We start from the raw sequence: 26,395 nt of genomic DNA on the forward strand, positions 1-26,395 counted from the left end.
ATGTTACGTTTCGAAGTTGTCAAAATTCAAAAACCTGACGATGTGAATGCAATTCTCGGACAATCACATTTTATCAAGACTGTAGAAGATATTGAGGAAATCCTTGTTACTTCTGTACCCGGTATCAAATTTGGGCTTGCCTTTTGTGAATCGTCGGGACCAAGGCTTATCCGCTATACGGGCAATGATGAAGAGCTTGTAAATCTCGCCATTGAAAATGCAAAGAACGTTGCTTCTGGTCATTTTTTCATCTTACTTCTCAGGAATGCTTACCCGATAAACGTTCTAAATGCCATAAAACAATGCCAAGAAGTGGTGAATATCTATTGTGCCTCAGCCAACCCAATAGAGGTTGTCGTAGCGGAGACAGAACAGGGAAGGGGCGTAATGGGTGTCGTAGATGGACTAACACCTCTTGGTGTTGAAGGCCCTGATGACAAAAAAGCCCGCCATGAATTTCTAAGGAAAATAGGGTACAAGAAGTGAAGAAGGTCCTGATAATTGTAAGTTTAGTTTTACTTTTGCAACCATCCTGTTCTACAAGAAAAGGCTTAAAGAATATTGTACCCCGTGTAGAGTTCACTTTCGAAGACTTCGAATATGGAGACGGCTTTATTGATGAGGATACCTTAGAGTTAGAAATAGGGAACATTCCACAGAAATACCTTAAAGAGGACCTCAAAAAAGTAGAGTACGCTTTAAAAGGACGTCTTGCCCATTTTGGACTGATCCTTTCCGACGAAGAAGAAATGGAAATTGCCAAATGGTACTACTTCTACAACACAAGAGGGAGGGAAAGAGTAATTAGAGCGTTAACAAAAGGGGCTCCATATTTCAAAAAAATCACTGAAATTATTAGTAGCTACGGACTCCCGGAGGACCTCGCCTTCCTTCCGGTGATCGAAAGTGGGTTCAATTTACAGGCAGTTTCCAGAAGAAAAGCTATTGGACCCTGGCAATTCATGGCCTTCACGGCAAAAAAATATGGTCTCATCGTAGATTGGTGGGTGGATCAACGTTTAGACCCTATATATTCTACCCATGCTGCCTGTAAATACTTAAAAGACCTTTTTGACATCTTTGGAAGGTGGGACCTTGCCATAGCGGCTTACAACGCAGGAGAAGGAAAAGTTTATTCAAAGCTGGTAAAGACAAATGGTGAGAAATTCTGGGACATTAGAAGGCAATTAAAAAGAGAAACGAGAAATTACGTTCCTTCTTTTCTTGCATTAATAATGTTTATTAATGACAACAAGGACCTCGTAGATTCCGTTTTAGATGTTCCAGAATTCACTTACGATAGCGTCTTAGTGCCTTCACAAGCCAACATAAAACAGCTTGCATCCTGGGCAGGAATAAGCGAAAGCGAATTTAGATTCTACAATCCCTCCTTCCATAGATTTGCCACCCCACCATACCTAAGAAACTACTATGTACGAATACCTGTTGGTAAGGCAGAAGAATTTATAGCGCGTATGAATAGCACCCCAAAGGAAGAATGGTTTAAAGCAGAAGCTCATGTAGTAAGAAGAGGTGAAACTTTATCCAAAATAGCGAGAAAATACGGAGTATCAGTAACAGCCCTAATTCAAGCCAACAATAACATCAACCCCAGAAGATTAAGACCGGGTATGGTGCTCGTAATCCCATACGGTCCTTCTGCTTCTGTAAAAAGCTTTAGCTATTCATCAACTATAAAGAATAGATCTAAAATAGACCATGCAAAAGTTGCATCAACTAACGATCCGAAAGGAATTATCAAGTACAGAGTAAGGCCCGGAGATACCCTTTACTCCATTTCAAAAAGATATGGAATACCTATAAATCAACTGAAAGAATGGAACAACCTTAATTCCAATTATATCAGGTCTGGCCAGACCCTTATTATCTATACCAATTAACTATTCTATTGGTTCAAAATCTTCCTTAGAAGCGCCGCAAACCGGGCAAACCCAGTCATCGGGTATTTGTTCAAAGGGCGTACCAGGGGCTATCCCGCCATCAGGATCGCCAACAGCAGGGTCATACACATAACCGCATATTGTACATCTGTACTTTTTCACGTTCCACCTCACTCTGTAACCTTGATCTGTTTGTAATTTTCCCAAACTCCATGGAGATTGCAGTATTCAAGGACAAAGAGCGTGGCATTCGCATCCAATTTCATACGGAAAGTCACCTTAGGATCACCATAGGTTGGGCCTAAATCAAAGGTAGCCACATGTACAGGATTATAGGCGCGCCCTTCTATAACCGCGAAAACTTGAATCCACTTAATGTGATGTTCTACGGTATTAGGATGGGGCACGTCTTTTCCGACAACAACAGTAACTTCGAAAAATTCACCTTTTTTCACATTCTCAGGTGCCTCAATGTAAGGTACATGTTTTTCTTTACCCTCTTTTTCTGCTGGCATTATGAAATCTCCAAACCTCATAACAATACCTCCTTTATGCCACCTTTTTACCTTCTTCTGTAATCACGTACTTCCCTTTTTCAGGGCTATCTACAAGCCCCTTTGTTTTCATGCCTCTCAGTTTTCCCATAACTTTTGCAACTTCCACGTTTAAGGCTTTTGCGATATCTCCGCACCCCATCGGTTGGGATGCATTTTTTAGCACCCCGAGTATTTTCTTTTCCATATCATCTGGGCCTTCTGCCTTAGGCTTTCTTGCACAAGGCATCCTTAAAACCCCCTTTTTAAAACTTTACAAATTTTTCTTTAGAAACCCCACAAATTGGGCACTTATCGGGTGCTTCACCCTCTACTGTATAACCGCAAACGGGACAAATATAAATATCTCCAATCTGTATATCTTCTTTCTTCTCAGCCTTCTCTTTGGCATCAGCGTACATTGCCCTGTGAATCTTCTCCGCTTCAAGAGCATAAACAATGCCTCTAAGTGCCTGTTTCTCTTCCTGCAATTCAGCCACTGCTTTATATGCAGGGTACATCTCCTCCACTTCAAAGGTTTCACCCTCGTACCCTGTTTGTAGATTATGGGCAGTATCCTTCACCTTTCCGAGAGCATTTAAATGATTTTTGGCATGAACCAGCTCAGCATAAGCAATTGCACGAAACAGCCTTGCAATATTCGGGAACCCCTCACGTTCAGCGATTTCTGCAAAGATCATATATTTCATGTGCGCCATACTTTCTCCTGCAAAGGCGCTGTTTAAGAATTCTTCAGTCATTTTACGCATATTACACCTCCTTCCTTGCCTCTTCCAGTTTCCTCAAATGGCCATCTTCAAAATTTATGAGCTGCAAAACAACTTCCTTGTCTTCAAAACTGTCAAGCTTGCAGAAGAGGTCCATATAAAACCTCTTCGACTCCCTTTCCTTTTCAATCCCTATTTCTATAAGCTCTTCAATAGCTTTAACCTCAACTTCGGGCATTTCATATTCACCGGCCTCTGATACTTCTTCTGGCTCTCGATTAAACATCCGCCTATAGAGATTTCTAAGAAATTTCTCGTGTCCCATCTCTTCCGTTGACATATACTCTAAAAGAAGCTTTAAATCACCTTTTACCCTCTTGCTTAGCCTTTTATAAAACTCAGCAGAGACCTTTTCTCTCCAGATCCCTGCTTCCAGAATTTCCCTCAAGTCCATAGTTCAATTTTAACAATTTTTTCATAGCCTGTCAAATGACTTAAATAATTTCAACATTGTATTGATTATAAATTGAACGTACCTGCATCGCATTGAATAATTATTGCAATGAAAACGGTTTTTGAAATCTCCGCCGGTGGTATAGTTTATAAGAAGGATGAGACAGGATATTGGTTTCTCCTCATTTCGGTCAAAGATGGAAAGGTTTGGACCCTTCCCAAAGGTCTTGTGGAGAAGGGGGAAAAGCCGGAAAACGCTGCCCTAAGAGAGATTAAAGAAGAAACTGGAGTCTCAGGTCGAATCGAGACCTTCCTCGATAAGGTTGAGCTGTGGTTTTTCCAGAAGGAAAATGGAGAAACGATAAGGCACCACAAAATTATTTACCACTATCTTGTTGAATACATGGAGGGCGACATATCTCACCACGACTTTGAGGTCAATGAGGTCAAATGGTTCAGACCCGAAGAGGCATTAAAAAAGGCAAGTTACGAGAAGGATAAAAAAATCATCGAAAAGGCAATAGAATATTTGAGGTCAAAAGATGCTTGAAACTTCTGATTTATTAAAAACAGTAAATACCTTAGCCAGTGTCCTTGAGGAATCCACAGATCTAAATGAAATCCTCTTTGCGACCCTTACCGCCATAACATCAGGAGAAAGTTTTGGCTTTAACAGAGCCTTCGTAATGCTATTTGAAAACGGTGTGCTTAGGCCTGTCTTCGCTTTGGGTCCAAAGGACAGGGAAGATGCAGAACGAATCTGGCAAGAACTGGCACAGAAAAACTTAACTCTCGATGACCTGATACGTGGATACTCCGTTCAAAAGTTTCAGAAGGAATGGGAAAAATTGAAACCAATTTTTGAAAATATTACCATAACAAGAGAAGAACTCATAAGAGAGAACTCTGAAATTGAGCGGGCTTTAACGGAGAGAAAGGCGCGGGTCTTTCGCCTTGATAATCCCGATCTCCTTGAATACAGGAAATTTAAAGACCTTGGAGCCAAGGAGTTCGCCGTTGCCCCAATAGTTACTTTAAAGAAGGAACTGGGGGTGATAGTAGCCGACAACTTTTTAACAGAAACCCCTATAAATAGAAGTAAACTTATGGCATTAGAAACCTTCGTCGCACAAGCCTCAATGGCCATATCAAGAGCTCTCCTCTTCAAACAACTGGAAGAAAAAGACCGTATGATCCTTGAACTTCAAAGAAAAGCAATCTACCAGGAGCTTATCTTCCAATTAAGTCACGCGATCAAAAACCCACTCACGGTACTGGGTGGCGTTGCGGCAATTTTGAAGGAAGAAATTGGACCAGACCATCCCCTAAGAATTTACGTCGATGCCATTGTGAACAATGTCATCAAAATGGAAAATATTTTGAAGGAAACCATGGAGAGTCTTAAATCTCAGATAAATACTAAGAGAGAAAGGACCAATTTAAACGAACTCATTTCTTCTAAACTTAGCGAAATTAGCGGACTCTTCAAGGCCCATAAGATAGAGGTTGAATTTAAACCCTTACCTGAAGTTCCAGACCTCCTTCTTCCTAAGGGTCAGTTGTCGGAGGTGCTGGAATACATTATTTTTAACGCCGTTGAGGCAATGCCCAACGGTGGGAAACTTGAAATATGGCTTGAAAGGGAAAAGAATGGCGTTTCAATCTATGTGAGAGACCATGGTGTAGGTATTCCACCCGATGTTCTACCCAGAATTTTTGACCCGTTCTTCAGCACTAAGAAAGAGGGATACGGTCTTGGACTCTATAATGCAAAACAAATCCTTCTTGGACTTGGGGGAGATATCGATTGTCAATCAGAAGTAGGAAAAGGTACGACTTTCCGCATATTTATTCCAATCCCAGTCCCCTGATTTTATTGAGCGGGGCGTAAATATTATAATTTAGCCAAGAGGGAGGAGTAATGAGGAGAATAATTGAATGTGTTCCAAATTTTTCCGAAGGACGGGACCCATCGGTGATAAATGCCATTGCGAAAGAGATTGAAAGTGTTGCTGGAGTTAAATTGCTGGACATCGATCAGGGGTACGCTGCAAATAGAACAGTCTTTACCTTCGCAGGAGAACCAGAAGCAGTCAAATTAGCAGCGATGAAAGCAATTAAAAAGGCTACTGAACTTATAGATATGACAAAGCATAAGGGAGAACATCCAAGGATCGGTGCTTGCGATGTGGTGCCCTTCGTACCCATAAGCGGCGTATCAATGGAAGAGTGTGTTCAAATTGCCCATGAAGTAGGAAAATGGGTAGCTGAAGAATTGAAGGTGCCCGTTTATATGTATGAAGAAGCGGCAACCAGACCCGAAAGAAAAAGCTTGCCAAACATAAGAAAAGGTGAATACGAAGGACTCCCTGAAAAATTAAAAGACCCCGAGTGGTACCCAGATTACGGAAAACCAGAATTTAATCCAAAATCAGGCGCTTATGTTATAGGCGCAAGAGAATTCCTCATAGCATACAACGTCAATTTAAACACAAAAGATAAAAGACTTGCCAATAATATTGCAAAACGAATCAGAGAAACGGGATACACCATTAAAGACGAGAACGGCGAGACAAAACAGATCCCAGGACTTTTACCTTACGTTAGGGCTATTGGGTGGTACATTGATGAGTATGGAATTGCACAGATTTCTATAAATTTGACAAATTATAAAAAGACTCCCCTCTGGAAAGTATTTGAAACCTGCGCGGAGGAAGCCCAGAAGGAGGGTCTCCGGGTCACGGGAAGTGAAATAGTAGGCCTTGTTCCAAAAGATGCCCTATTAGAAGTAGGTAGATACTATTTAAAAAAGCAGGGTAAAAATACTGGAATCCCTGAAAAGGAAATTATCCATATTGCGATAAAATCGCTCGGACTCAACGATGTTGCAAAATTTGAGCCTGAGAAAAAGATCATTGAATATCTCCTTGAAAATCCAGAGGAATCTAAACTCCAGAATATGACTCTTCGTGAATTCGCCGATGAACTCTCCACCGATTCTCCAGCCCCTGGAGGTGGTAGCGTTTCTGCTTTATCCGGTGCCCTTTCCGCAGCCCTTACCTCAATGGTCGCAAATCTTACCCACGGAAAAAAGGGCTATGAGGAAGTAAAAGATTTAATGGAAGAAGTGTCCAACAAAGCTCAGACATTAAAGGATACACTAATTAGAATCATCGATGAAGATACCCAGGCCTTCAATAGAGTAATGTCCGCCTTTTCTTTACCTAAAAAGACTGAGGAAGAAATAAAAATAAGGGACGAGGCCATTGAAAAGGCAAGTCAGGAAGCTTCTTTAGTACCTCTAAAAGTGATGGAACTTAGCGAAAAGCTCGTTGAGATCGCAAAGAAAATCGCAGAAAAGGGAAATAAGAATGCACTGAGCGATGCTGGATGTGCGCTGATTCAGGCAAGAAGCGCCTGTGAGGGGGCATACCTCAACGTCATGATAAACCTGAAAAGCCTTAAGGACGAAAACTTTAAAAAGGAAGTCTCAAGGAAGGCCGAAAGCATACTGATGAGTGTAAGGAAAGAGGTTGAAGAGAATCTAAAAAAGATTGAGGAAACTCTGAAGAGTTAATAGCGCAAAAAATTTCACATCTTTTCCAGTTTCTGGCAAGATTTCCGACTTCCTTATGTGGAATGTAGAATTTTATCCGATGAAAATAAAAGAGCTCCCAGAAGAAGCAAGACCAAGAGAGAAACTAATGTTATTCGGCCCCTCCTCGCTCAAAAACTATGAGCTCCTTGCCTGTGTCTTAGGAAAAGGGACTGTAAAAGAAGATGTTATCACGCTTTCTAAAAGGATTATAGAGCAATACGGAAACAGTCTGTTTTTACAAAATTTTAAAGTTAAAGACTTCCAGGAGTTATTCGAAATAGGGTTTGTTCAAGCATGCCAGATCACCGCTATGGTTGAACTCTCGAGGCGACTTTTTAAGGAAAAATCGACAAACCAGTTTTTAAAGCCTCAGGATGTGTTTGAATACTGTAAGAACATGCAATTTTTGAAAAAGGAGCACTTAAGAGGGCTGTTTTTAGACGTGAAAAATAAGCTTTTGAGAGATGAGATAATCTCGGTCGGTACTGTGGATAGAACTCTCTCCCACCCTCGGGAGATTTTCCGTCCCGCCATAGAGGTTTCCGCCGTTTCCTTTATTCTCGTTCATAACCATCCGTCCGGCGATCCCACCCCCTCAGTGGAGGACATTGAATTTACAAAGAAAATTAAACAGGTTTCCGAAATCATGGAAATTGATTTCCTCGATCATATCATCATCGGTGACAACATCTTCGTGAGTTTAAAGGAGCTACTCAAGCTCTAAAACTTTGTAAATTCAGACCTTAGATTTTAAAATTTCCCTATGAAAAGATTGTGGGCGCCCTGGCGCATGGAATACATAAGAGTTGCAAATAAAACAAAGGGCTGCATTTTTTGCGAAAGAAATCAATTTGTTTTAAAAGAAACTCCTCATGCCTTTGCTATGTTGAATCTCTTCCCTTACAATCCAGGCCACTTTATGGTGGCCCCCAAAAGGCACATCAAAGATACAACGGAGCTAACCCTCGACGAAATTAAAGAGATCTTTGAACTGATAAACCTTGGAATTGAGGCACTGAAGAAAGAGGCAAGCCCCGATGGCTTCAACATTGGAGCAAACATCGGGAAAGTGGCCGGTGCAGGATTTGAAGGGCATCTTCACTTTCACATAGTCCCAAGATGGAACGGCGATACCAACTTTATGCCCGTAATAGGAGAAGTTAGGGTCGTTCCTGAAGGGATAGAAAAAACCTATGAAAAACTCAAAAAATACTTTGAAAGCGAGGAATAAACATGCCTTTTGCCACCGTTGAAGAAGCCATTGAAGATATCAGGCAAGGTAAAATTGTAATCGTCGTTGACGATGAAGATAGAGAAAATGAGGGCGATTTTGTCGTAGCAGCGGAAAGAGTCACTCCCGAACATATCAATTTTATGACAAAGGAAGGGAGGGGACTCGTTTGCTTGGCATTACCGGAAGACAGATTCCACGAGCTGGAATTGGACCTGCCCATTTCAAACACCTCAAAACATGGAACCAACTTCGGAATCCCAATAGATGCCAAGGAAGGTACTACGACGGGAACCTCTGCCTTTGACAGAGCTTTAACCATCAGATTTGCCATTGATAAAACTAAAAAGGCGGATGATTTTGCAAAACCCGGACACGTTTATACCCTAATGGCTAAAAATGGCGGAGTTTTAAGAAGGGCTGGGCACACTGAGGCCTCCGTTGATCTGGCAAGGTTAGCAGGTCTTTACCCTGCCGGAGTAATTTGCGAGATTATGGATGAAGACGGCAGTATGATGAGGTTGCCTAAACTGGAAAAACTGGCAGAGAAATATAACCTGAAGATTATAACGGTAAAGGATATCATTGCCTACAGGATGAGGCACGAAAAATTGGTAGAAAAAATCGCAGATGCCAATTTACCAACCAAGTGGGGACAATTCCGCATCGTAGGATATAAAGACAAATTGACGGGGGAAGTCCATGTTGCCCTTGTTAAGGGAAACATTAAGGAAAAAGACAGTGTATTAGTTAGGGTTCACTCAGAGTGCTTGACGGGTGACGTTTTTGGATCTTATCGATGCGATTGCGGCGATCAGCTACACAAAGCAATGGAAATGATAAACAATGAAGGCACCGGTGTTCTCCTTTATATGAGACAGGAAGGCAGAGGAATAGGCCTTGAGAACAAACTAAAAGCCTACCAGCTTCAAGATCAGGGTTACGACACCGTTGAAGCAAACGAAAAACTTGGTTTCCCCGCAGATTTAAGAGATTACGGCATAGGGGCGCAGATCCTTGTAGACCTTGGCCTTAAAAACATCAGATTAATGACCAACAACCCTAAAAAAATCGTAGGGCTTGAAGGCTTTGGCTTAAAGGTTGTTGAGAGAGTTCCAATCGTTATAAAGCCAAGGCCTGAAAACCTGAGATATCTTATGGTAAAAAAAGAAAAGTTAGGGCACCTCTTCAATGAAGAGGATTTTGAAATAACAGGAGAGTAAAAATGGAATACATTGGTGAAATTTCGGGAAAGGGAAAAAAAGTGGCCATAGTGGTCTCAAGATTCAACGAATTTGTGACGGAAAGGCTTGTAAAAGAGGCCGTTGAAGAACTGATTCAGAACGGAGTAGAAAAGAACGACATCGACGTTTACAAAGTACCGGGGTCCTTCGAAATCACCGTTGTAATAAAGAGATTGCTGGAAAAGAAAAAATATCACGGTATATTAGCCCTCGGTGCGGTCATAAGAGGCGACACACCCCACTTTGAGTACGTGGCCGGCGAAGTTACAAGGGGAATTGGAAGATTAACCCTCGACTATGGAATCCCCATTGCCTTTGGAATCATTACAGCCGACACTATGGATGACGCCATTGAGAGGGCAGGAGGAAAGAAAGGTAACAAAGGAAGGGATTCGGCAAGGGCGCTTCTCGAAATCCTTGGTCTCTTAGAAAAAGCCCAGCTTTAATGATAAAAGAAGGGGATTTTGTTATTCTCCACGGTGGGCGGAAGGCCCACTATTTTCTTCAATACAAACCAGGCCTAAAATTTTCCTCCCACCTCGGAGAAATTATTCTAAAAGAGGGACTTAAATACGGGGATGTCATTGAGTCCCATACAGGTCATAAATTTCTGGTATTGAAACCCTCCACCTCCGACCTGATTTTAAACATTAAGAGAAAAACCACGATTATGTATCCCAAGGATATCGGTTATCTAATCCTTGAAACAGGGCTGAGAGAGGGTTCCATCGTGGCTGAAGTGGGTTCTGGTTCTGGCGGACTAACGGTGGTTCTTGCCAGCATAGTCGGCGACAGGGGCAGGGTATACTCCTTCGAAAGGCGGGAGGAGTTCCACAAACTGGCAAAGGAAAACATTGAAAAATACGGACTCTCCGAAAGGGTGACCTTTTTCCTTAGAGATGTAGCAAAAGAGGGTTTCGGAGTAACCGAAGTAGATATCATTTTCGTAGATGTCCCTGAACCATGGGAAATTGTTAGGTGGGCTAAGGAATCTTTAAAAGGAGGTGGATTCTGGGCTTCCCTCTCACCAAACCTTGAACAGGTTCAAAAAACGGTATTCGAACTTTCAAATCACAATTTTGCCCTGATAAAGACCGTTGAAATTCTTGAAAGGGAGATTCTTGTGAGAGAAGTGGGCACAAGGCCAAAAGAGATTATGATCTCCCACACCGGCTACCTAACCGTCGCAAGAAAGGTAAATCTTTAACCCCGCCCTTCAAGGAAAAATTTATGTAAACACAAAGTAAAGCCAATTAGTCCTTACTCTGCTGATTCAAATTCACAAGCTCACCTAACATAATTACCTTTTAAAATTCCGTCTTAGAAGTGAAATTAAAACCTTTAACTAAAAGCGCGGGCATATACATAGCAAAACTTGCCTCTTCACCCACAACCCTCTTGCCTTTTCCTATGTCGATGAGACTTGCCAAAACACGAGCTGGGGACTCGTTGAATCTAAGGTTCTTAACAGGATACTTAATCTCGCCCTTTTCAATATAGAAAAGGCCATCCCTCGTCATACCCGTTATAGTTATACTCTTTCTGTCAACGTAACGGATGTACCAGAACCTCGTAACCAAGAGCCCTTTCTCCACCTGTTTAACGAGATCATTAACTGATTTTTGAGAGTCTTCGAAAATCATCGCAAAGGGCCGACCTGTTGGTTTTTTATTTTGCTTCATAGCCCAATAGCGGTCATAGTAAAGATTCTCCAACACGCCTCTTTTTATCCAGTCTATCCTTCTAAGTAAAAGACCGTCACTATCAAAGGGAATGGAAGGATTTAAAGGAGACATGGGATCTGAGTACATGTTCACCCTTTCGTCGAAGATCTTCTGACCAAGTTTACCTGAGAAATAGGTGATTCCCTCATCTGCCCCCCTTGCATCCATCGTCCACAACATAAAAACAAGAAAGTCCGCAACGGCAAGAGGTTCCAGCACCACATCGTACTGGCCTGGTTCTAAGTCCCTCGGATTCTGACCTAAAAGGGCCTTCTCCTTTGCAATCTTGTAAATTTCTTGAGGCACAAGATTTTTCACATCTTCCTGCTGATCACTTGCATATCCAGAAGAAGTCTCCGTTTGAACGGTGTTTGAAAAACTGGCCATTGTCGTCTCGTAATAAGCCTCAAGGCCATTGGAATTAAAAACCCCATATTGGTAGAGACCATTGGTAAAGAGCCCTGCCACTTTTAGATTATTCCTTTTTGCATCCTCAAAGATCTCTTTTAAAATCTCCGCCTTGCTCTTCGGAGAGAGTTCTTCTGTCTCTTTAAAGGCTCGGGAGATAAGAGGTATATCCTGTTTTTCTACCGGTGGAACGTACTCGGGGTCCTCTACACTACTCTTTGCGATGTCCATAGCCCTTGAGAGAATTTCGCCAACCTTAAGGTCCTCATTTAGGGTTACCTGGACCGCTCCTGTCTTTTTTCCAAGATGGACCTTAAGGGTCAATTGAGTAATATCCTTTGCCATATTTTGAGTAATTCTTGACTCGCCAAAACGGGTATTATCCTCTTTTAAGCGGTAAAAAAAGACCTCTGTATGGTCTGCCCTTGAATTTTCAATGATCTTCTTTGCCACATCTCTAAATTTTTCCATCATCTTCTACCCCTCCCCACTTTTACATTTCTAAACCTGGCATAAGGTGCACCGTTGGTCATCTGGGCGCTCTGAGTGGGCTCGCCCTTTCCACAGGTTAGGAACCCCCTTGGTTCCCAGAACCTTTCGTCGGTGACACCATCCATGGAATTCCAGAACTGGGGTGTAATAGATTGATAAATTACATTTTTCAAAACTCTGCCTTTTTTACCATCTTTGATTTCGTAGAACATATCACCACCAAACTGGAAGTTGAGCCTCATCTGGTCTATGGAAAAACTTCCCCTTCCTTCGATATAGATCCCTTTTTTAACACCCGCTATAAGGTCTTCAGGGGTTACTGGATCTTTGCCTGGCATGAGACAGAGATTGGGAATTCGGTTTATAGGGAAGGAGGCGAAGCTATCAGCCCTTGCAGAGCCCCTTGATCTCGGAAAGCCAAGAATCGAGGCAACTTCCCTTGTGGAACTGTAGTCCACTAAGATACCTTCTTTGATTATAAACCATTTCTGGCACTCAACCCCCTCATCGTCATAACCTGTTGTGGCAAGACCCCCAGGCAATGTATTATCAGCAATGAAGTTAACAAGGGGAGAGCCGTATCTAAAATTGCCGAGTTTTTCAGGTGTCGCAAAGCTTCTTCCAGCGTAGTTGGCCTCATAACCCAGCACCCTATCGAGCTCCGTTGGATGGCCAACAGATTCGTGGATCGTTAGAGAAAGGTGCGCAGGGTCAAGAACAAGGTCCATTATTCCCTCATCAGGTTCATCGGCGTAGAGTTTCATAACCGCTTCATTTGCAATCCTTTCAGCATTATCCAAAAGTCCAAGGCTTTTAATATGTTCATATCCCTTGTTGAGTGGATAATCTTGAAAACTGCGGGATTGGGAATCGTTGTTGCCAACTGCAAAAGCGGTATAGCCCGCATTGGATGTAAAAATGGTAGTCTCAATTAAAGAACCCTCGGTGGAGGCGAAGACCTGGTCTCTCCTGCGGAATTCCATGTGGGAGAAGGTTTTAACAATGCCTTTAACCTTCAGCATCCTTTCATTAATCCGGTAAAGAAGGTCAATCTGCTCTTCCAAAGGGACTGAAAATGGGTCAATTTCAATGGGTGTAACGTATTTGTCGATATGTACTGGTTCCGGTGCGAGTTTGACCTTGTAATCCCCCCTTACCATGCTGGATGCCTTAGCAATTTCAATAGCCCTTTTAAGGACAGCCTCGATCTCATCCTTTGTTACCTTTGTAGAAGAAGCAAATCCCCACGCCCCATCGTAGAGTACCCTTATTCCCAATCCGAATCTTTCCTCATCCACAATGGCCTTGGGACTGAGATCCTGGAAAAAGAGATCTCGAATGCGATAACGGCCGATTCTTATATCGGCATACTCAATCTTTTCACTTTTCGCTATATCCTGAAAATATTGTGCCAACTCTTTCATAAACCCTCCTGGACTATTTATATAGTTCACAATGCGAACAATCAAATTTTGGCAGGACACGTTAGAAATACGAACAACTGGATTTATCATATTGTGCAGTGAAAAAGAGACTCGGCTTGCGAATCTCAACCACCTTTAGGTCCCTCAAATATTACAATTTCCGACTCTACTTTATCGGTCAATCCATTTCCCTCATCGGAACCTGGATGCAAAGGGTAACAGTGCCATGGGTAGTTTATAGATTAACTGGCTCTTCCCTTCTCCTTGGAGTTTCGGGGTTTGCCAGCCAGCTTCCCACCTTTCTCTTTGCACCCTTTGCAGGAACCGTAGTTGACAGAGTAAATCGATACAAATTGCTCTTCATTACCCAGAGTATTGCAATGGCTCAGGCCCTTGCCCTGTATATTCTCTACGTGACCCACCACATAAGCGTACCCCTTATAATTTTTCTCAATACGATCCTTGGCACGGTCAATGCCTTTGATATGCCCGCAAGACAATCCCTCCTTGTTTATCTCGTGGAAGGGAAAGAAGACCTGAACAATGCCATTGCCTTAAATTCTTCGATGGTAAATTTGGCAAGACTTGTGGGACCCTCCATAGCAGGAATTATCATTTCCACAAAAGGAGAGGCTACCTGTTTCCTCATTAACGCTATAAGCTACCTATTCGTAATAGTGTGTCTAATTTTGATGAAACTCAATCTCCCTGAACCCCAAAGGACATCCCAGCATATCATTGAGGACCTAAAAGAAGGAATCTCTTATATTAGACAAAACAGTACCCTCTCCCATGTGATTGTCCTTCTTGCCATTGTAAGCCTGATCGGGATGCCCTATACCGTTCTGTTACCTGTTTATGCGAAAGAGGTCCTAAGAGGTGGCGCCCACACCTATGGATTCTTAATGGGATGTTTAGGTGCGGGTGCCTTAGTAGGAGCCCTTTCTATGGCTTCAAGGAAAAGCGTTAAAGGAATCGGTAAAACAATTCCTTACGCCTGCTTGACCTTTGGCAGTGCCCTAATTTTCGTTTCCTTTGCAAGCAAATTCTACATTGCAGCCGCGTTAATAGCAATAGCCGGTTTTGGAATGGTTTCAGAGACGATCACCAGCAATACCGTTTTGCAGATAACAACAGAAGAGAAAAAGAGAGGTAGGGTTATGAGCTTCTATACCCTCGCCTTTAACGGTATGACGCCCTTTGGAAGCCTCCTTGCAGGATGGTTATCCCAGAACTTCGGGGTCAGAAAAGCCTTCTTAATCAGCGGACTTGTGCTGATTGCTGGAGGGCTTTTCTTTTACAGTAAAATGAAAGATTTCAAGGAAAAAGAGTACTTTTAAAGGATTTAGACCCTTTAGAAAATTTAACGGCTCTCAGCTTTTTGGCCCCTTCCCATAAAAGTTAAATTGCTCGTAGTCCTAACATTTCCCGCCTCATCCACATAAAATTCACCGCCGTATGGATCCTTAGGAATGGAACTCAAGAAACCAGTTTTAACAAGTTCCTCAAGATTTACCGGATTCCTTCCCATTTTTTCCCTGAAAGCCTCCACCGCTTTCTCGATAGTGTAAATTGCTTCAAGGGCCTCCAGCCTTATTTTAAGGTTCTTCCTCCAGCCCTCATCCCTTGTGTTTTCTAACATGTTCTTTACAATAGCGATGGCCATTTCCGTCCTTCCAGAAGCGTAGAGTAACTTTGCTGCAAGATGAGCATAAAAAGGCCTTCCAGAGAGTTCACTGGCTTTTATAAGATAATAAGCACCCTGCCCCGAATCCTTCAAAAAGTAGAAATAATTGAATCCAAGGTAAAGGTAGAAAATCCACCTCTGGGGATAATACTCAATACCCTTCTCAAGAAAGCTGTTAGCCGTTTCAACATCATTGAAGTCCCAGGCAAGGTATCCATTGGCAATGTAGTAAATATCGTAGTAGTAAGGGCAAAGTCTTGTAACAACCTCGGTTGTTCTCACAATAGGATCTTTGGCAAAGGTAGGTACGCTTAAATATTTTTCCGAAAGTTTTCCCAAATAAACCCTTAATGAAAGGGTATAATAGAAGGCTTTTAAGAAGCTAAACTCAAAACTCGACCACTTTTCAAAACCAGGGCGCGCGTAGAGCCTGAAGCTTTCCGACTCTTCACTTTTAAAGTGGCTCCTCACCTTCGTATCAAAGATGAAGTTTACAAAAACCAATGAGGCTAAAAGGATTAGAAGGCTGAAAATCCAGGTCTTTCTTTTCATTTCAATTTACAGTATCTCTTTTCTTTCAAAAAGAACCACGGCAAGGCAAAGGACGACAAGGCCGTAAAGGATACCGTAAACAGCTGACAGTGCAAGGAAAGTAGGATTTATCCCCACATTGTAAATGAAATTAGTCTTTAAATCAAAGAGGGCGAGATTGGGGAAAAGATAGCGCGCAATGTTTATAATTACCTTAGAAAATGCAGGCATATTCGTTCCCATTCGCGTTCTGAGAAATTCCGAAACTTCGTCAATTGTGTGACCAACAATGTAAGTTCCAACTACACCAAACATTGAGACAACTGCCCTTGATGTCAGAGAAATAAAGAAGAGAGCAAAGGCCACAAGGATCTGAATTTCAATAAGGAGAAAAACACCGTAAAGAAAGTAATACCCAGCGTAGAAAGGGGCATCGGGCCTTACCCTGGAAAAATAACAGATAAATGGGAAAAGCAGAACAAGAACAAGGTAAATCAAAAAGGCTGAAAAAGCAAAAAAGCCCACATATCTTCCAACTACATAATCCTTCCGCCTAATGGGAAGGGAAATCACATATTGCAGTGTCTTTCTCTCAAGGTCAGTCTGGATTAAGCCCAAAATCAGAAAGAGCAGAAGAATTAAAACCACAGAATTAGCAAAGGAAAGGGCAAATCCCGTCAGTATCCGAGGTATTTCAAACATCGTAAAACTGTAGAGCACAGGCATTCCAACCATTGCAAGAAGAAGGAGTACAAGGATTATGTAAAAACTCCTCTCCCTCAGAGCCTGCTTAAAGGTGATTTTGGCAATTTCAAGAGCTCGCTTCATAGTCCTCTAAGGTTTCGATAAACTCCTCCTCAAGACTTTCCACCTCTTTGGTTTCAACAAACTTAAGAATTTTTCCCTTATGGATGATACAAACCCTATCGCAGATCTTCTCAATATCCTCAAGGATGTGAGAGGTGAAAAAGATGGTGGCTCCATTATTTAACGCCTCGGCAATCAGGTCTCTCGCCATCTTTCTTCCAAGGGGATCAAGACCATTCAAGGGTTCGTCGAGGATGACAAGTTCGGGATTTCCAATAAATGCCTGGGCAAGGCCAAGCCTCTGTACCATACCGCGAGAATACTTTTTGATAAGCTTTCCACCATCCTTTTCAAGACCTACTTTAAAAAGCCATTTCTCTATTTCTTCTCTGAGCCTCTTTCCCGAAAGTCCCCTCAGCCTGCCAACCCAATCGAGAAGTTCAACCCCATTTAAGTTTTCATAAAAATTTGGGCTTTCCGGCAAATAAGACAATCTTCTTTTAACCTCTTCATCAAAAGGCGACTTTCCAAAAACCTTGACTTCCCCTCTATCGGGAAAAATAAGACCGAGAATAATTTTAATCGTGGTACTTTTTCCAGCACCATTAAGGCCAATAAGACCAAAGGATTTATTTTTTTCAATTTCAAAAGATATGTCTTCTAAAGCTCTGAAGGGCCTTTCGAAGAGTTCACCTTTATAAGTCTTGTAAATTCCCTTAAGTTCAAGAACTTTATCGGACATTCCAAGTATTGTCAAAATCTACGGTTCCTATTTGTGGATCAGGAAAAGCAACGTTATCCACGTGCCCCACATAACTTCGATTTTTCTTATAGTATAAAAGGGGACTATCTGAATCAACACCGTAATAAGTATCACCATCAATGTGCTTAGCAATGGCAACATATGTTATTCGATCTGCATCGGTTTTATAGCCAATATATACTTTGGTACTCGTTAAAAATCGTACACTGTCATAAGGAGCTTCCGGTAGAGTAAAAACTACTTCACCTGTTGTCATATTTCTCTGAATTAAAGGATAATGCTGGTGATCTGCATAAACAAGTTCTAAAAAAGTTCTGAAATTGGCAATATCAGCTTCTGCGGTTGAGTTAAAGGCTTTTATACGGGAATTCCAATGATATGGAATTGCAATGGATGCGAGAATCGACAGCACTGTAATTACAACAAGGAGCTCGATTAATGTGAAGGCTTTTTTAAGATTTTTCTTTAGCATAAAAACTTTGGGGGTCCCGAAGGGACCCCCAAAAATGCACCTAATTGCGTCTTTACTGAAGTGTCCAGTTTCCTACACCCGTGAAATCATCATGTTGTGGAACAGATGTTGGTGGTGCAATTTCTGCTGGAAAATCTACCCCTATGAAATTTCTGTCTCTCCAGTAGAAAATACCCTGTACATCTGAATCAGCACCAAACCCCGTATCACCCTGGGTATGGTGAGTAGACATTGTATAAGAAGAATTCTGATCGTCTGTTAAAGCCTGGAAGAAAACAGATGTGGAAAGGTTGAAAGTATCAACTGCATTCGCAGGGCCACCTGTCCAAGCAACGGCAATTTGCCCTGAATCCGGAGCACCTAAACCATCAGGATAGTGTTGCCAATCTGCAAAAAACGCTTCATACGTTGTTCTTGCATTCCTTATATCACTCTCTGCAGACCCGTTGTATGCTCTGACTCTGTATCTTGCGAACTGTGGTATAGCGATGGCGGCAAGGATCGCTATGATAGCGATCACTATGAGCAGCTCTATCAGTGTGAAGCCTTTACGCCTCATATTTTGTACCTCCTGTTTAAGGTTTTGTACTTTTCTATCTGCAAAAATTGTGCCAAAGCAAAACCCTTTATTTTCAAGGTTTTTTGCAGCCCGATTTTTTGCATTTTGCAAATTGTTTTGCAAAATGCAATTATTTTCCTTCATATCCTATCTCCTTTAACTTCCTGTAAAGGGTTGAGAGATCGATGCCGAGGATGTTAGCCGCCTCCCTTTTGTTGTAACCCGTAGATCTTAACACATTTAAAATATGCTCCCTTTCTACCTCCTTTAAGCTCTTAACTCTTCCAACCTCTGCAGGTTTTACAAGGAGTTTTTTCACATCTTCGACCTTTATCACTCTCCCCTCTTCCGCAGTAATAACCAGTTGTTCAACAAGGTGCTCCAATTCCCTTACGTTGCCAGGCCAATCATAAGATTCAAGGAGTGTAACCACCTCCTCGTCCACCTTTATTTTCTTACCGTATTTCTTAGTGAATCTGTTCAAAAAATAGTTGAACAAGAGACCAATGTCCTCCCTTCTCTCCCTCAAAGGTGGAAGGTGAATAGTCATAACATTCAGTCTGTAATAAAGGTCTTCACGGAATTTCCCCTCCTTGACGAGTTTAAGCAAATCCCTATTAGTGGCAGCGATGATTCTAACATCAACTTTCTCCTCCTTTGTAGCGCCTAAGGGAGTTATCACCTTAAAATCGAGAACCCTTAATAGTTTGGCCTGTAATTTTGGGGAGGCTTCGGAAATCTCATCCAAGAATAACGTTCCTCCCTCAGCTACTTTGAAAAGACCGTCTTTATCGTAGAAAGCACCGGTAAAAGCCCCCTTTTTGTAACCGAAAAGTTCACTTTCCACCAGTTCCTCGGGCATTGCCGCCATATTAATTGCGATGAAGGGCTTGTCCTTTCTTGGAGAATTATAGTGAATTGCCCTTGCTACCAGTTCCTTCCCGGTGCCCGTTTCCCCGTAAATAAGGCAAGTAGTATCGTAAGGCGCAATCTGCTTGATCTTATCAAGAACCTCCAGTAAAGGCTTTGACTTGCCAACTATTTCATACTCTTTTAAAAACTGAATCTCCTCTTTGAGACGAACATTCTCTTCCTTCAGGGACAGAAATCTTTCCGCACGAGTCAACGCCGCTTCAAGGTCCTGGAGTTTAAAGGGTTTAAGTAGAAAATCATCAGCCCTTCTCCTTATTGCTTCGATGGCAGAATCAAGAGTCCCGTAGGCAGTTATTAGAATTACATAGATCTCCGGATTGGCCTTTTTAATTTCACTCAGAAGGTCCATCCCACTCATTTCAGGCATCCTTAGATCCAGTATCGCAAGGTCAGGCACGATTTTTTCAAGCTCTTTAAGGGCATTCAATGGATTTTCAAAGGAAAAGACCTCATATCCAGAAGCAACAAGATACTTTTCTAAGCTAACAAGAATACCTTTATCGTCATCCACGACCAATACTCTTCTCATAGAATGCCAAACTCCAGGACTACATCCGTTCCCTTTTCCCAAAGGGAGTGGATCAAAAGATTTCCCTTGTGAGCCTTCATTATCCTCTCACAGATAGCAAGTCCAAATCCCGTTCCACCCTTTTTCGTAGAAAAAAAGAGCTCCTTAGCCCTCTTGAGGGTCTCACTCTCCATACCGGTGCCGTAGTCCCTCACGATAACCGTTGGACCTTTCGCAGTGTAAAGATAACCATCCACGAGTTCCATTGTTTCCTGAGGCCTTAAGAAGAAAACATCTATATACTCCCTTGTATCTGCCTCTATGCCATTACGAAAAAGATTAAGGAAAAGTTCCTCTAACTTTGTGCCATCGGCCGTTATAATAAAGTCGGGTGGCACATAGTTTCTAAGGTTGTAATTACCTTGATAGAGCTTTACTACATTATCGAACGCCCTATTTATAACCTCGGCAACCTTTACTTCCGAAATCCTGAGTTCAGGAATTTTTGCATATTCCAAAAAACGATTTACTACTTCTGAAAGTCTCTCGGCATCGTACATTACACTTTTTAAAAGCTGCTCATCGGGATTGACTTTCTTTGACAAAATAAGCTCCATCGCCATATTGATAGCCTGGACTGGATTACGGATTTCATGGGCAAGATTGGCCGAAAGTTCACCGAGGAAGGCAAGCCTTTCCAGTTCCCTCCTCTCCTCTTCAAGTTTCTTCACCTCACTTAAATCCTGAAATACCACCGTCCTCGTGCCATCATCCAGAATCTTTACTGAATAACCGAGGGTTTTGTTTCCTACTTTAACTTCGCTTCTTAGAGTTGAAGGCTCCTCTAAAACAAAGCGAAGAAACTCTGACAATTCCTCTTCGGTCAAAATCTCTTTTGCGCTTCTGTTGGCGAAAAGGATTTCTCCTTTTGGTGAAACTGTTAAAATCCCGCTGGGTACGGTGTTTAAAATCTCTTCACTGGAAAGACGATACTTTATAAAATCCCTTTCCTGACGTTTTAAAAGATTACTGAAATAAAGGGTAACACCCGTTAAAGAGGCAAAGATCAAAGCATAAACCAGGAAATAGGTCAGATTCTTTGTAAAGGGAGAAGGCATTATGAAAAATTGCTCTCCCGGGACACGATATTGAAATTGGGTCAAAAGATAAAGCAAAAGAAGGGCAATAAGTGTTTGAACTACTCCCCCTCTTAACCCTTGAAAATAAACTACAAACACTAAAGGCAGCACAAAGAGGGAAGTGATCCTCGACTCGATTCCTCCTGTAGCGATAGACATAATTGTTATCACAACATCGAAGAGGATTAGGGAAATCCAGAAGGGCAAAGCGGTCTTCCTCGGGAATGCAAAGTACAAAGTCAGATTGAGCAGTATCGTAAGAAAAGAAATAGCTAAGAATAGTTTGATTACTGGCTCAATACCGATGCCCTTCAAATAAATAAGAGCAACTAAGGATATGAACAATACTACAAAAGAATTAACGCTTAAAAAATACCTTAGTTCTCGCCTTCCCAGCAAGTTATTTTATTGTACCTGCGAGTCCGAAAATAGGCAGATACATTGCAATGAGCATCCCGCCGACGAAAACACCGATAATAACGATCATTAATGGCTCAATGGTTGACGCCAATGTTGATACCGCCGTATCTACTTCGTCGTCATAAAAGTCTGCGATCTTAGACAACATTTCTCCAAGCCTTCCACTCTCTTCTCCAACGGAGATTAGGTGTACTACAAGGGGAGGGAAAATGCCCACCTCTTGAATAGGCTTTGTTATTGTCTCACCTGCTGCGATCTTTTGCGCCACCTTTTCCAATCCCTTTTCCAGAACCTTATTTCCACTTGCTTTACCTGTAATCTTTAAACTCTGTAAAATCTCCACACCACTTGATATAAGAATGGAAAAGGTCCTCGCAAAACGAGCAACAGCTACTTTCTTAATTAGAGGGCCGAAGATAATTACCCTCATAAGAAAGTTATCCCAAACGAATTTACCTTGTTCGGTGCGAATGAACCGCCTGAGAATTATAATTGCAGCAATAATTGCGCCCAAAATGATTAGAAAATACCTCTGTAAGAATTTACTCAGTCCAATTACAAAAAGAGTAGGGCCTGGTAACTTTGCACCCACATCCTCGTACATTTTTGCGAAAGATGGTATAACAAAGAGCAACATTGCAGTAGAGACGACAACCAAAACCATGAAAACCACCGCCGGGTAAGCCATAGCAGAAACTACTTTCCTCCTTATGGAATCCATCTTCTCATAAAAGGTTGCCGCCTGCTTTAGCGTATTCACAAGCTGACCGGATTGTTCACCCACAGTAACCATCTGAACAATTAAATCAGGGAATATCTTGGGATGCTCTTTCAAAGCCTCACCAAGGCTCTTACCGCCTTCTACATCCCGCTTTACCTTGAGTATTGTATCTCTTAACTTTCTCTTCTCTGTCTGCTCACTGAGAATTTCAAGGGCACGGGTCATGGAAACTCCCGCTTCAATCATAACTGCAAACTGTCTGCAAAAGATCGCTAAATCTTTAAAGCCCGGCTTTCCTCCGAAGGGCAAGCTGAATCCTCTTCTTTCCTCCTCAATTTTAACAACCATTAGTCCGACATTCCTGAGCCTTGCTACTACTTCGTCACTGCTTCTGGCATTTACCACGCCCGTTCTTATCTTTCCCTCCTTATCTTTTGCAGTATATATAAAACGTGCCATAAAAAACCTCCTTTTATCTTCCTGCTCTGGGTACCGTACTTACCATCTTTTTCAATTCCTCAGGTCGAGGTGAGGCAAGTAACGCAGTCTGGAGAGTTATAAGACCCTGCATAAACAGACTTGCTAAGGACATATTCATTGTCTGCATTCCGAAGGCCTGGCTTGACTGTATAATACTGTACATCTCGTGAGTCCTGGATTCGCGGATGAGAGTTTGAACAGCAGGTGTAGCAAGCAACACTTCCGCTGCAAGCACCATCCCTTTTCCACCAGCCCTTGGAAGGAGCTTCTGAGAAATCACCGCTTCAAGCACACTGGCAAGTTGAACCCGCACCTGATCCTGTTGGTAAGGAGGAAATACATCGATGATTCTGTTCACCGATTCAATGGCGGTACCTGTGTGCAATGTTGCAAGGACTAAGTGGCCTGTTTCTGCGGCAATCAAGGCAGACTGAATAGTTTCAAGGTCTCTCATCTCACCCACCATTATCACATCAGGATCTTGCCTTAGGACATATTTCAGAGCGGTGGCAAAAGATTTAGTATCCTGTCCTACTTCCCTCTGAGCAATCACCGCCTTTTTGTTTCTGTGAAGATACTCAATGGGGTCTTCAAGGGTTATAATATGGCAGGCCCTCATCTGGTTTATCCTATCAATCATCGCAGCGAGGGTTGTTGACTTGCCACTTCCCGTTGGACCCGTAACCAGGATCAATCCTTTGTCCTTTTCAACTAAGGATTGGACCACTGGGGGCAAACCAAGGGATTCTAAGGGTGGTATTTTGAATGGAATTCTCCTTATTGCGCAGGCTACCGTACCCCTCTGGAAGAAGGCATTGCATCTAAACCTTGATAAACCCTCGATAGAGATTGCAAAATCAAGTTCCAGTTCATTCTCTAATTTTGCTCTCTGGCTTTCAGAAAGAAGGCTGTACACGAGATTTTTCACCTCAAGGGGTGTAAGGACCTTGTATCCTGAAGGTACAAGTGTCTTGTCGATTCGGAAATAGGGCTCTGCTCCTGCTGATAGATGCAAATCGGTTGCATTTCGCCTTACCATTTCTTCTAAAAGTTCTTTTATTGTAACATCGGGCATAAATTATCCCTCCATTGTTACCCTAATAACTTCCTCAAGGGAAGTTATTCCTCTCTGGAACTTGAGGAGGGCAGCTTCTCTCAAGGTCAACATGCCCTCTTCCCTTGCTTTTTCCCTAATTTCATGAATTGGACGCTGTTCAAGGATCATCTCCCTTATGGATGGAGTGACCAACATAACTTCGTAAATACCTTCTCTGCCTTTATATCTGGAGCCACGACAAACATCACAGTTCCCTTCACCCTCACCATATACAACCTTACCCGCCAGAAAACTCGGATCTAAGCCAACTAACCTAAGTTTTTCTGCATTGGGTTGAACAGGCTTCTTGCACTGCGGACAAAGTTTCCTAACCAAACGCTGAGCCATTACCAAGATCAACGAATCTGCAATGAGGTAAGGCGGAATCCCCATGTCAACAAGACGGGCAATGGTACTTGGGGCATCATTGGTATGCAAAGTAGAAAGTACTAAGTGACCCGTTAATGCCGCCTTAACTGCAATAGAGGCAGTCTCACTGTCACGAATCTCTCCCACCATTATGATATCTGGGTCTTGACGCAGGAAGGACCTAAGGGCCGCAGCAAAGGTTAGCCCAATCTCCTCCTTAACCTGAACCTGGTTGATTCCTTCAAACTCAAATTCTACTGGGTCTTCCGCGGTCATAATATTTACTTCTGGCTTGTTTAGAATAGAAAGGGCTGAATACAAAGTAGTAGTTTTACCGCTTCCCGTAGGACCAGTCACCAAGATCATGCCGTAAGGTCTTGTAATAGCATACTCAAACTTTTGCAAAGCATCGGGCTCAAAACCAAGCTTCTTAAGATCTAAGGTTAGACTGCTTTTATCAAGTATCCTCAAAACGACCTTCTCGCCATGCTTCACAGGAAGAGTAGAAACACGGAAATCAATAACCCTCCCCGCTTTATCCTTCATCTTGAGGTGACCATCTTGCGGCAATCTTCTCTCTTCAATTTTCAAATTAGACATGATTTTGATTACGGAAACTATACCCCGTGCGTATTTGTGTGGAGGGGGTTCTACCTCCCTCAGTGTTCCGTCGATCCTGAATCTTATTCTCAATTTTTTCTCAAAGGGCTCAATATGGATATCACTGGCCCTTCTCTCAATAGCCTCCCTCAGAAGGGTCGTCACATAACGTTGAACCGCGGAATCCTTTGCAGCTACCGTAGCATCCACTTGGTCCTCTTCTTCTTTCTCCTCAACAAACTGTAACTCTTCAACTTCGGATTCTTCAGCAAGCTCCTTCACAATTTCCGATACCTCAGACTTCTCACCATAAGCTTTTACTATTAAATTTTGAATTTTTTCAGGGCTCATCAAAAGGGGTTCAACGCTAAAATTCGTTAAAAATCTCAAGTTATCAAGAACATCCCACTTTGTAGGGTCTGCCATTGCAACAAACAAAACTCTACCCTTTCTCTTCAATGGAAATACTTCGTTCTTTTCACAAAAATCCCGCGGCACTAACTGTACAAGGGTAGGATCTATTGGTTCCTCTCCCAGTTCTGCAATTTGCACCTTAAATTCTCTCGACAGAATTTTTAAAAGTTGTTCCTCTGTCATCAACCCCATTTCTTGAATCACTTTATACGGTGACTTATTGGTCCTCTTAACCTCTTCCCTGATCTTCATTGCTGTGGCTTCATCAATCAACCTATACTTCAACAGCACTGAAACTACTTTTCCTACATCCATCCCACTCACCTCCTAAAACCGATTTCATAAACTATATAAATTTAATTCAAAATCTGGTTACTGTCAAGAACAAGCTCTTTTTTGATAAACACAGGCAACCGTTTAAAATTTTTTTTATGACACTTTTTGCCATCTTTTTCTTTTTGGTTGGACTTGCGGTCGGTAGCTTTCTTAATGTGGTCATTTACAGATTACCAAGGGGAATGTCAATAATTAAGCCACCTTCCCACTGCCCATCCTGCGGTAACAAAATCAAATTTTACGATAATATACCCTTGATTTCTTATGCCATTCTAAGGGGGAAATGCAGGTACTGCGGCGCTAAAATTTCACCTATCTATCCGGCAGTTGAGGGCTTAACAGGCATAGCCTTTTTACTCATTTATCTTAAATTTCATTTTAACACCCTCATTGCCCTCAAATTTATGATACTTACTGCACTTCTTGTAGCCATTTCTTTTATCGACTTTAAAGAAAAGGTCATCTTTGATAGCCTGACCGTACCGTGGATTGGCATTGGACTCTTACTTACCTTACTCCTTAAAGACATTCCCTTTCTAAATGCACTCCTCACCACGGTTATCTCGGGCTTTTTATTCTGGATTTTAAGGCTCAGTTTTTCCAAAATTCTTAAAAGAGAAGCTATGGGCGAAGGAGACATCCTCCTCATCATGCTCATAAGCGCTTTTACGGGATTCAAAGGAGCCTATTTCTCTATGCTCTTTGGTTCGATTCTTGCACTCCTTGCGCATTTTATCTTCCCGGATAAAATAAAAGATGAGATACCCTTCGGTCCTTTCCTTTCTCTTGGTGCCTTTATCGGTATTTTTACCCTTTAAAAGGGG

General features: G+C 42.2%; 28 protein-coding genes and 1 pseudogene. 12 read left to right on the top strand and 17 right to left on the bottom strand.

Going from position 1 to position 26,395, the window contains the following annotated elements:
* On the top strand, positions 1–486 hold the full coding sequence (locus ABIM45_04485; protein MEO0239165.1) for an adenosine-specific kinase: 486 nt from the start codon (positions 1–3) through the stop codon (positions 484–486).
* Positions 483–1,901 (top strand): LysM peptidoglycan-binding domain-containing protein, encoded by a 1,419-nt coding sequence (locus ABIM45_04490; GenBank protein MEO0239166.1) that lies wholly within the window; start codon positions 483–485, stop codon positions 1,899–1,901. Before ABIM45_04485 ends, ABIM45_04490 begins: the two co-directional genes overlap by 4 nt.
* On the opposite strand, the gene rd is transcribed toward ABIM45_04490, so the two are convergent.
* Genes rd through ABIM45_04515 form a run of 5 tightly spaced genes read right to left on the bottom strand, consistent with a single transcriptional unit; the run spans position 1,902 to position 3,616 of the window.
* A complete protein-coding gene (gene rd / locus ABIM45_04495; GenBank protein ID MEO0239167.1) occupies positions 1,902–2,063 on the bottom strand; it encodes a rubredoxin in 162 nt (53 codons plus the stop codon). It abuts the gene before it with no gap.
* A gap of 8 nt (positions 2,064–2,071) precedes the next feature.
* Positions 2,072–2,437 carry a class II SORL domain-containing protein gene (locus ABIM45_04500; protein ID MEO0239168.1) on the bottom strand — a complete coding sequence of 122 codons (366 nt, stop codon included), beginning with the start codon at positions 2,435–2,437 and terminating at the stop codon, positions 2,072–2,074.
* Positions 2,438–2,450: 13 nt separating this feature from the next.
* A complete protein-coding gene (locus ABIM45_04505; GenBank protein ID MEO0239169.1) occupies positions 2,451–2,642 on the bottom strand; it encodes a MarR family transcriptional regulator in 192 nt (63 codons plus the stop codon).
* Between the two features lie 58 nt (positions 2,643–2,700).
* Complete coding sequence (locus ABIM45_04510; GenBank protein MEO0239170.1) at positions 2,701–3,204, bottom strand: rubrerythrin family protein; 504 nt, start codon at positions 3,202–3,204, stop codon at positions 2,701–2,703.
* A gap of 1 nt (position 3,205) precedes the next feature.
* A complete protein-coding gene (locus ABIM45_04515) occupies positions 3,206–3,616 on the bottom strand; it encodes a ferritin family protein (protein MEO0239171.1) in 411 nt (136 codons plus the stop codon).
* A 108-nt stretch (positions 3,617–3,724) separates the two neighbouring features.
* Between ABIM45_04515 and ABIM45_04520 the strand changes: the two genes are divergently transcribed.
* From ABIM45_04520 to ABIM45_04555, 8 genes are all read left to right on the top strand, one after another.
* Positions 3,725–4,165, top strand: coding sequence for an NUDIX domain-containing protein (locus ABIM45_04520; GenBank protein MEO0239172.1), 441 nt, complete (start codon positions 3,725–3,727; stop codon positions 4,163–4,165).
* A complete protein-coding gene (locus ABIM45_04525) occupies positions 4,158–5,486 on the top strand; it encodes an ATP-binding protein (GenBank protein MEO0239173.1) in 1,329 nt (442 codons plus the stop codon). Before ABIM45_04520 ends, ABIM45_04525 begins: the two co-directional genes overlap by 8 nt.
* A 50-nt stretch (positions 5,487–5,536) precedes the next feature.
* Entirely contained in the window at positions 5,537–7,192 is a 1,656-nt protein-coding gene (gene ftcD, locus ABIM45_04530) for a glutamate formimidoyltransferase (protein ID MEO0239174.1), read from the top strand.
* Positions 7,193–7,271: 79 nt separating this feature from the next.
* Positions 7,272–7,937: a DNA repair protein RadC gene (gene radC, locus ABIM45_04535; protein MEO0239175.1), complete on the top strand. Its 666-nt coding sequence runs from the start codon at positions 7,272–7,274 to the stop codon at positions 7,935–7,937.
* Positions 7,938–7,976: 39 nt separating this feature from the next.
* A complete protein-coding gene (locus ABIM45_04540; protein MEO0239176.1) occupies positions 7,977–8,444 on the top strand; it encodes an HIT domain-containing protein in 468 nt (155 codons plus the stop codon).
* Positions 8,445–8,446: 2 nt separating this feature from the next.
* Entirely contained in the window at positions 8,447–9,667 is a 1,221-nt protein-coding gene (locus ABIM45_04545; protein MEO0239177.1) for a bifunctional 3,4-dihydroxy-2-butanone-4-phosphate synthase/GTP cyclohydrolase II, read from the top strand.
* Positions 9,668–9,669: 2 nt separating this feature from the next.
* Complete coding sequence (gene ribH, locus ABIM45_04550; GenBank protein MEO0239178.1) at positions 9,670–10,134, top strand: 6,7-dimethyl-8-ribityllumazine synthase; 465 nt, start codon at positions 9,670–9,672, stop codon at positions 10,132–10,134.
* On the top strand, positions 10,134–10,895 hold the full coding sequence (locus ABIM45_04555; GenBank protein ID MEO0239179.1) for a tRNA (adenine-N1)-methyltransferase: 762 nt from the start codon (positions 10,134–10,136) through the stop codon (positions 10,893–10,895). Before ribH ends, ABIM45_04555 begins: the two co-directional genes overlap by 1 nt.
* Positions 10,896–10,995: 100 nt before the next feature.
* Here the strand turns inward: ABIM45_04555 and ABIM45_04560 are convergent, their stop codons facing one another.
* Positions 10,996–12,294: a TldD/PmbA family protein gene (locus ABIM45_04560; protein MEO0239180.1), complete on the bottom strand. Its 1,299-nt coding sequence runs from the start codon at positions 12,292–12,294 to the stop codon at positions 10,996–10,998.
* Positions 12,291–13,736: a TldD/PmbA family protein gene (locus tag ABIM45_04565; protein ID MEO0239181.1), complete on the bottom strand. Its 1,446-nt coding sequence runs from the start codon at positions 13,734–13,736 to the stop codon at positions 12,291–12,293. The genes ABIM45_04560 and ABIM45_04565 overlap by 4 nt, the downstream gene beginning before the upstream one ends.
* Before the next feature lie 98 nt (positions 13,737–13,834).
* Between ABIM45_04565 and ABIM45_04570 the strand changes: the two genes are divergently transcribed.
* Positions 13,835–15,076, top strand: a complete 1,242-nt coding sequence (locus ABIM45_04570) for an MFS transporter (GenBank protein ID MEO0239182.1) — start codon at positions 13,835–13,837, stop codon at positions 15,074–15,076.
* Between the two features lie 23 nt (positions 15,077–15,099).
* Here the strand turns inward: ABIM45_04570 and ABIM45_04575 are convergent, their stop codons facing one another.
* The 10 genes and pseudogenes from ABIM45_04575 to pilB form a co-directional block, all read right to left on the bottom strand.
* A complete protein-coding gene (locus ABIM45_04575; GenBank protein MEO0239183.1) occupies positions 15,100–15,975 on the bottom strand; it encodes a hypothetical protein in 876 nt (291 codons plus the stop codon).
* A 6-nt stretch (positions 15,976–15,981) separates the two neighbouring features.
* Positions 15,982–16,782: a hypothetical protein gene (locus tag ABIM45_04580; protein ID MEO0239184.1), complete on the bottom strand. Its 801-nt coding sequence runs from the start codon at positions 16,780–16,782 to the stop codon at positions 15,982–15,984.
* The gene (locus ABIM45_04585) at positions 16,766–17,503 is read right to left on the bottom strand and encodes an ABC transporter ATP-binding protein (GenBank protein ID MEO0239185.1); all 738 of its coding nucleotides are present in this window, start codon (positions 17,501–17,503) and stop codon (positions 16,766–16,768) included. The genes ABIM45_04580 and ABIM45_04585 overlap by 17 nt, the downstream gene beginning before the upstream one ends.
* Positions 17,493–17,996: a type II secretion system protein gene (locus ABIM45_04590; GenBank protein MEO0239186.1), complete on the bottom strand. Its 504-nt coding sequence runs from the start codon at positions 17,994–17,996 to the stop codon at positions 17,493–17,495. The genes ABIM45_04585 and ABIM45_04590 overlap by 11 nt, the downstream gene beginning before the upstream one ends.
* Positions 17,997–18,474: 478 nt before the next feature.
* Positions 18,475–18,555, bottom strand: a pseudogene (locus ABIM45_04595) (prepilin-type N-terminal cleavage/methylation domain-containing protein).
* Between the two features lie 130 nt (positions 18,556–18,685).
* A complete protein-coding gene (locus ABIM45_04600; protein ID MEO0239187.1) occupies positions 18,686–20,017 on the bottom strand; it encodes a sigma-54 dependent transcriptional regulator in 1,332 nt (443 codons plus the stop codon).
* The gene (locus ABIM45_04605) at positions 20,014–21,534 is read right to left on the bottom strand and encodes an ATP-binding protein (protein MEO0239188.1); all 1,521 of its coding nucleotides are present in this window, start codon (positions 21,532–21,534) and stop codon (positions 20,014–20,016) included. The genes ABIM45_04600 and ABIM45_04605 overlap by 4 nt, the downstream gene beginning before the upstream one ends.
* A gap of 1 nt (position 21,535) precedes the next feature.
* Complete coding sequence (locus ABIM45_04610; GenBank protein MEO0239189.1) at positions 21,536–22,735, bottom strand: type II secretion system F family protein; 1,200 nt, start codon at positions 22,733–22,735, stop codon at positions 21,536–21,538.
* Between the two features lie 13 nt (positions 22,736–22,748).
* Positions 22,749–23,831 carry a type IV pilus twitching motility protein PilT gene (locus ABIM45_04615; protein ID MEO0239190.1) on the bottom strand — a complete coding sequence of 361 codons (1,083 nt, stop codon included), beginning with the start codon at positions 23,829–23,831 and terminating at the stop codon, positions 22,749–22,751.
* Positions 23,832–23,834: 3 nt separating this feature from the next.
* A complete protein-coding gene (gene pilB, locus ABIM45_04620; protein ID MEO0239191.1) occupies positions 23,835–25,550 on the bottom strand; it encodes a type IV-A pilus assembly ATPase PilB in 1,716 nt (571 codons plus the stop codon).
* 116 nt (positions 25,551–25,666) lie between these two features.
* Here pilB and ABIM45_04625 point away from each other — a divergent pair, with 116 nt between their 5' ends.
* On the top strand, positions 25,667–26,389 hold the full coding sequence (locus ABIM45_04625; protein MEO0239192.1) for a prepilin peptidase: 723 nt from the start codon (positions 25,667–25,669) through the stop codon (positions 26,387–26,389).
* The last annotated feature ends 6 nt before the right edge of the window (positions 26,390–26,395 follow it).

The sequence above is a fragment of the candidate division WOR-3 bacterium genome, from assembly GCA_039803545.1.
Lineage (GTDB): Bacteria > Hydrothermota > Hydrothermia > UBA1063 > UBA1063 > UBA1063.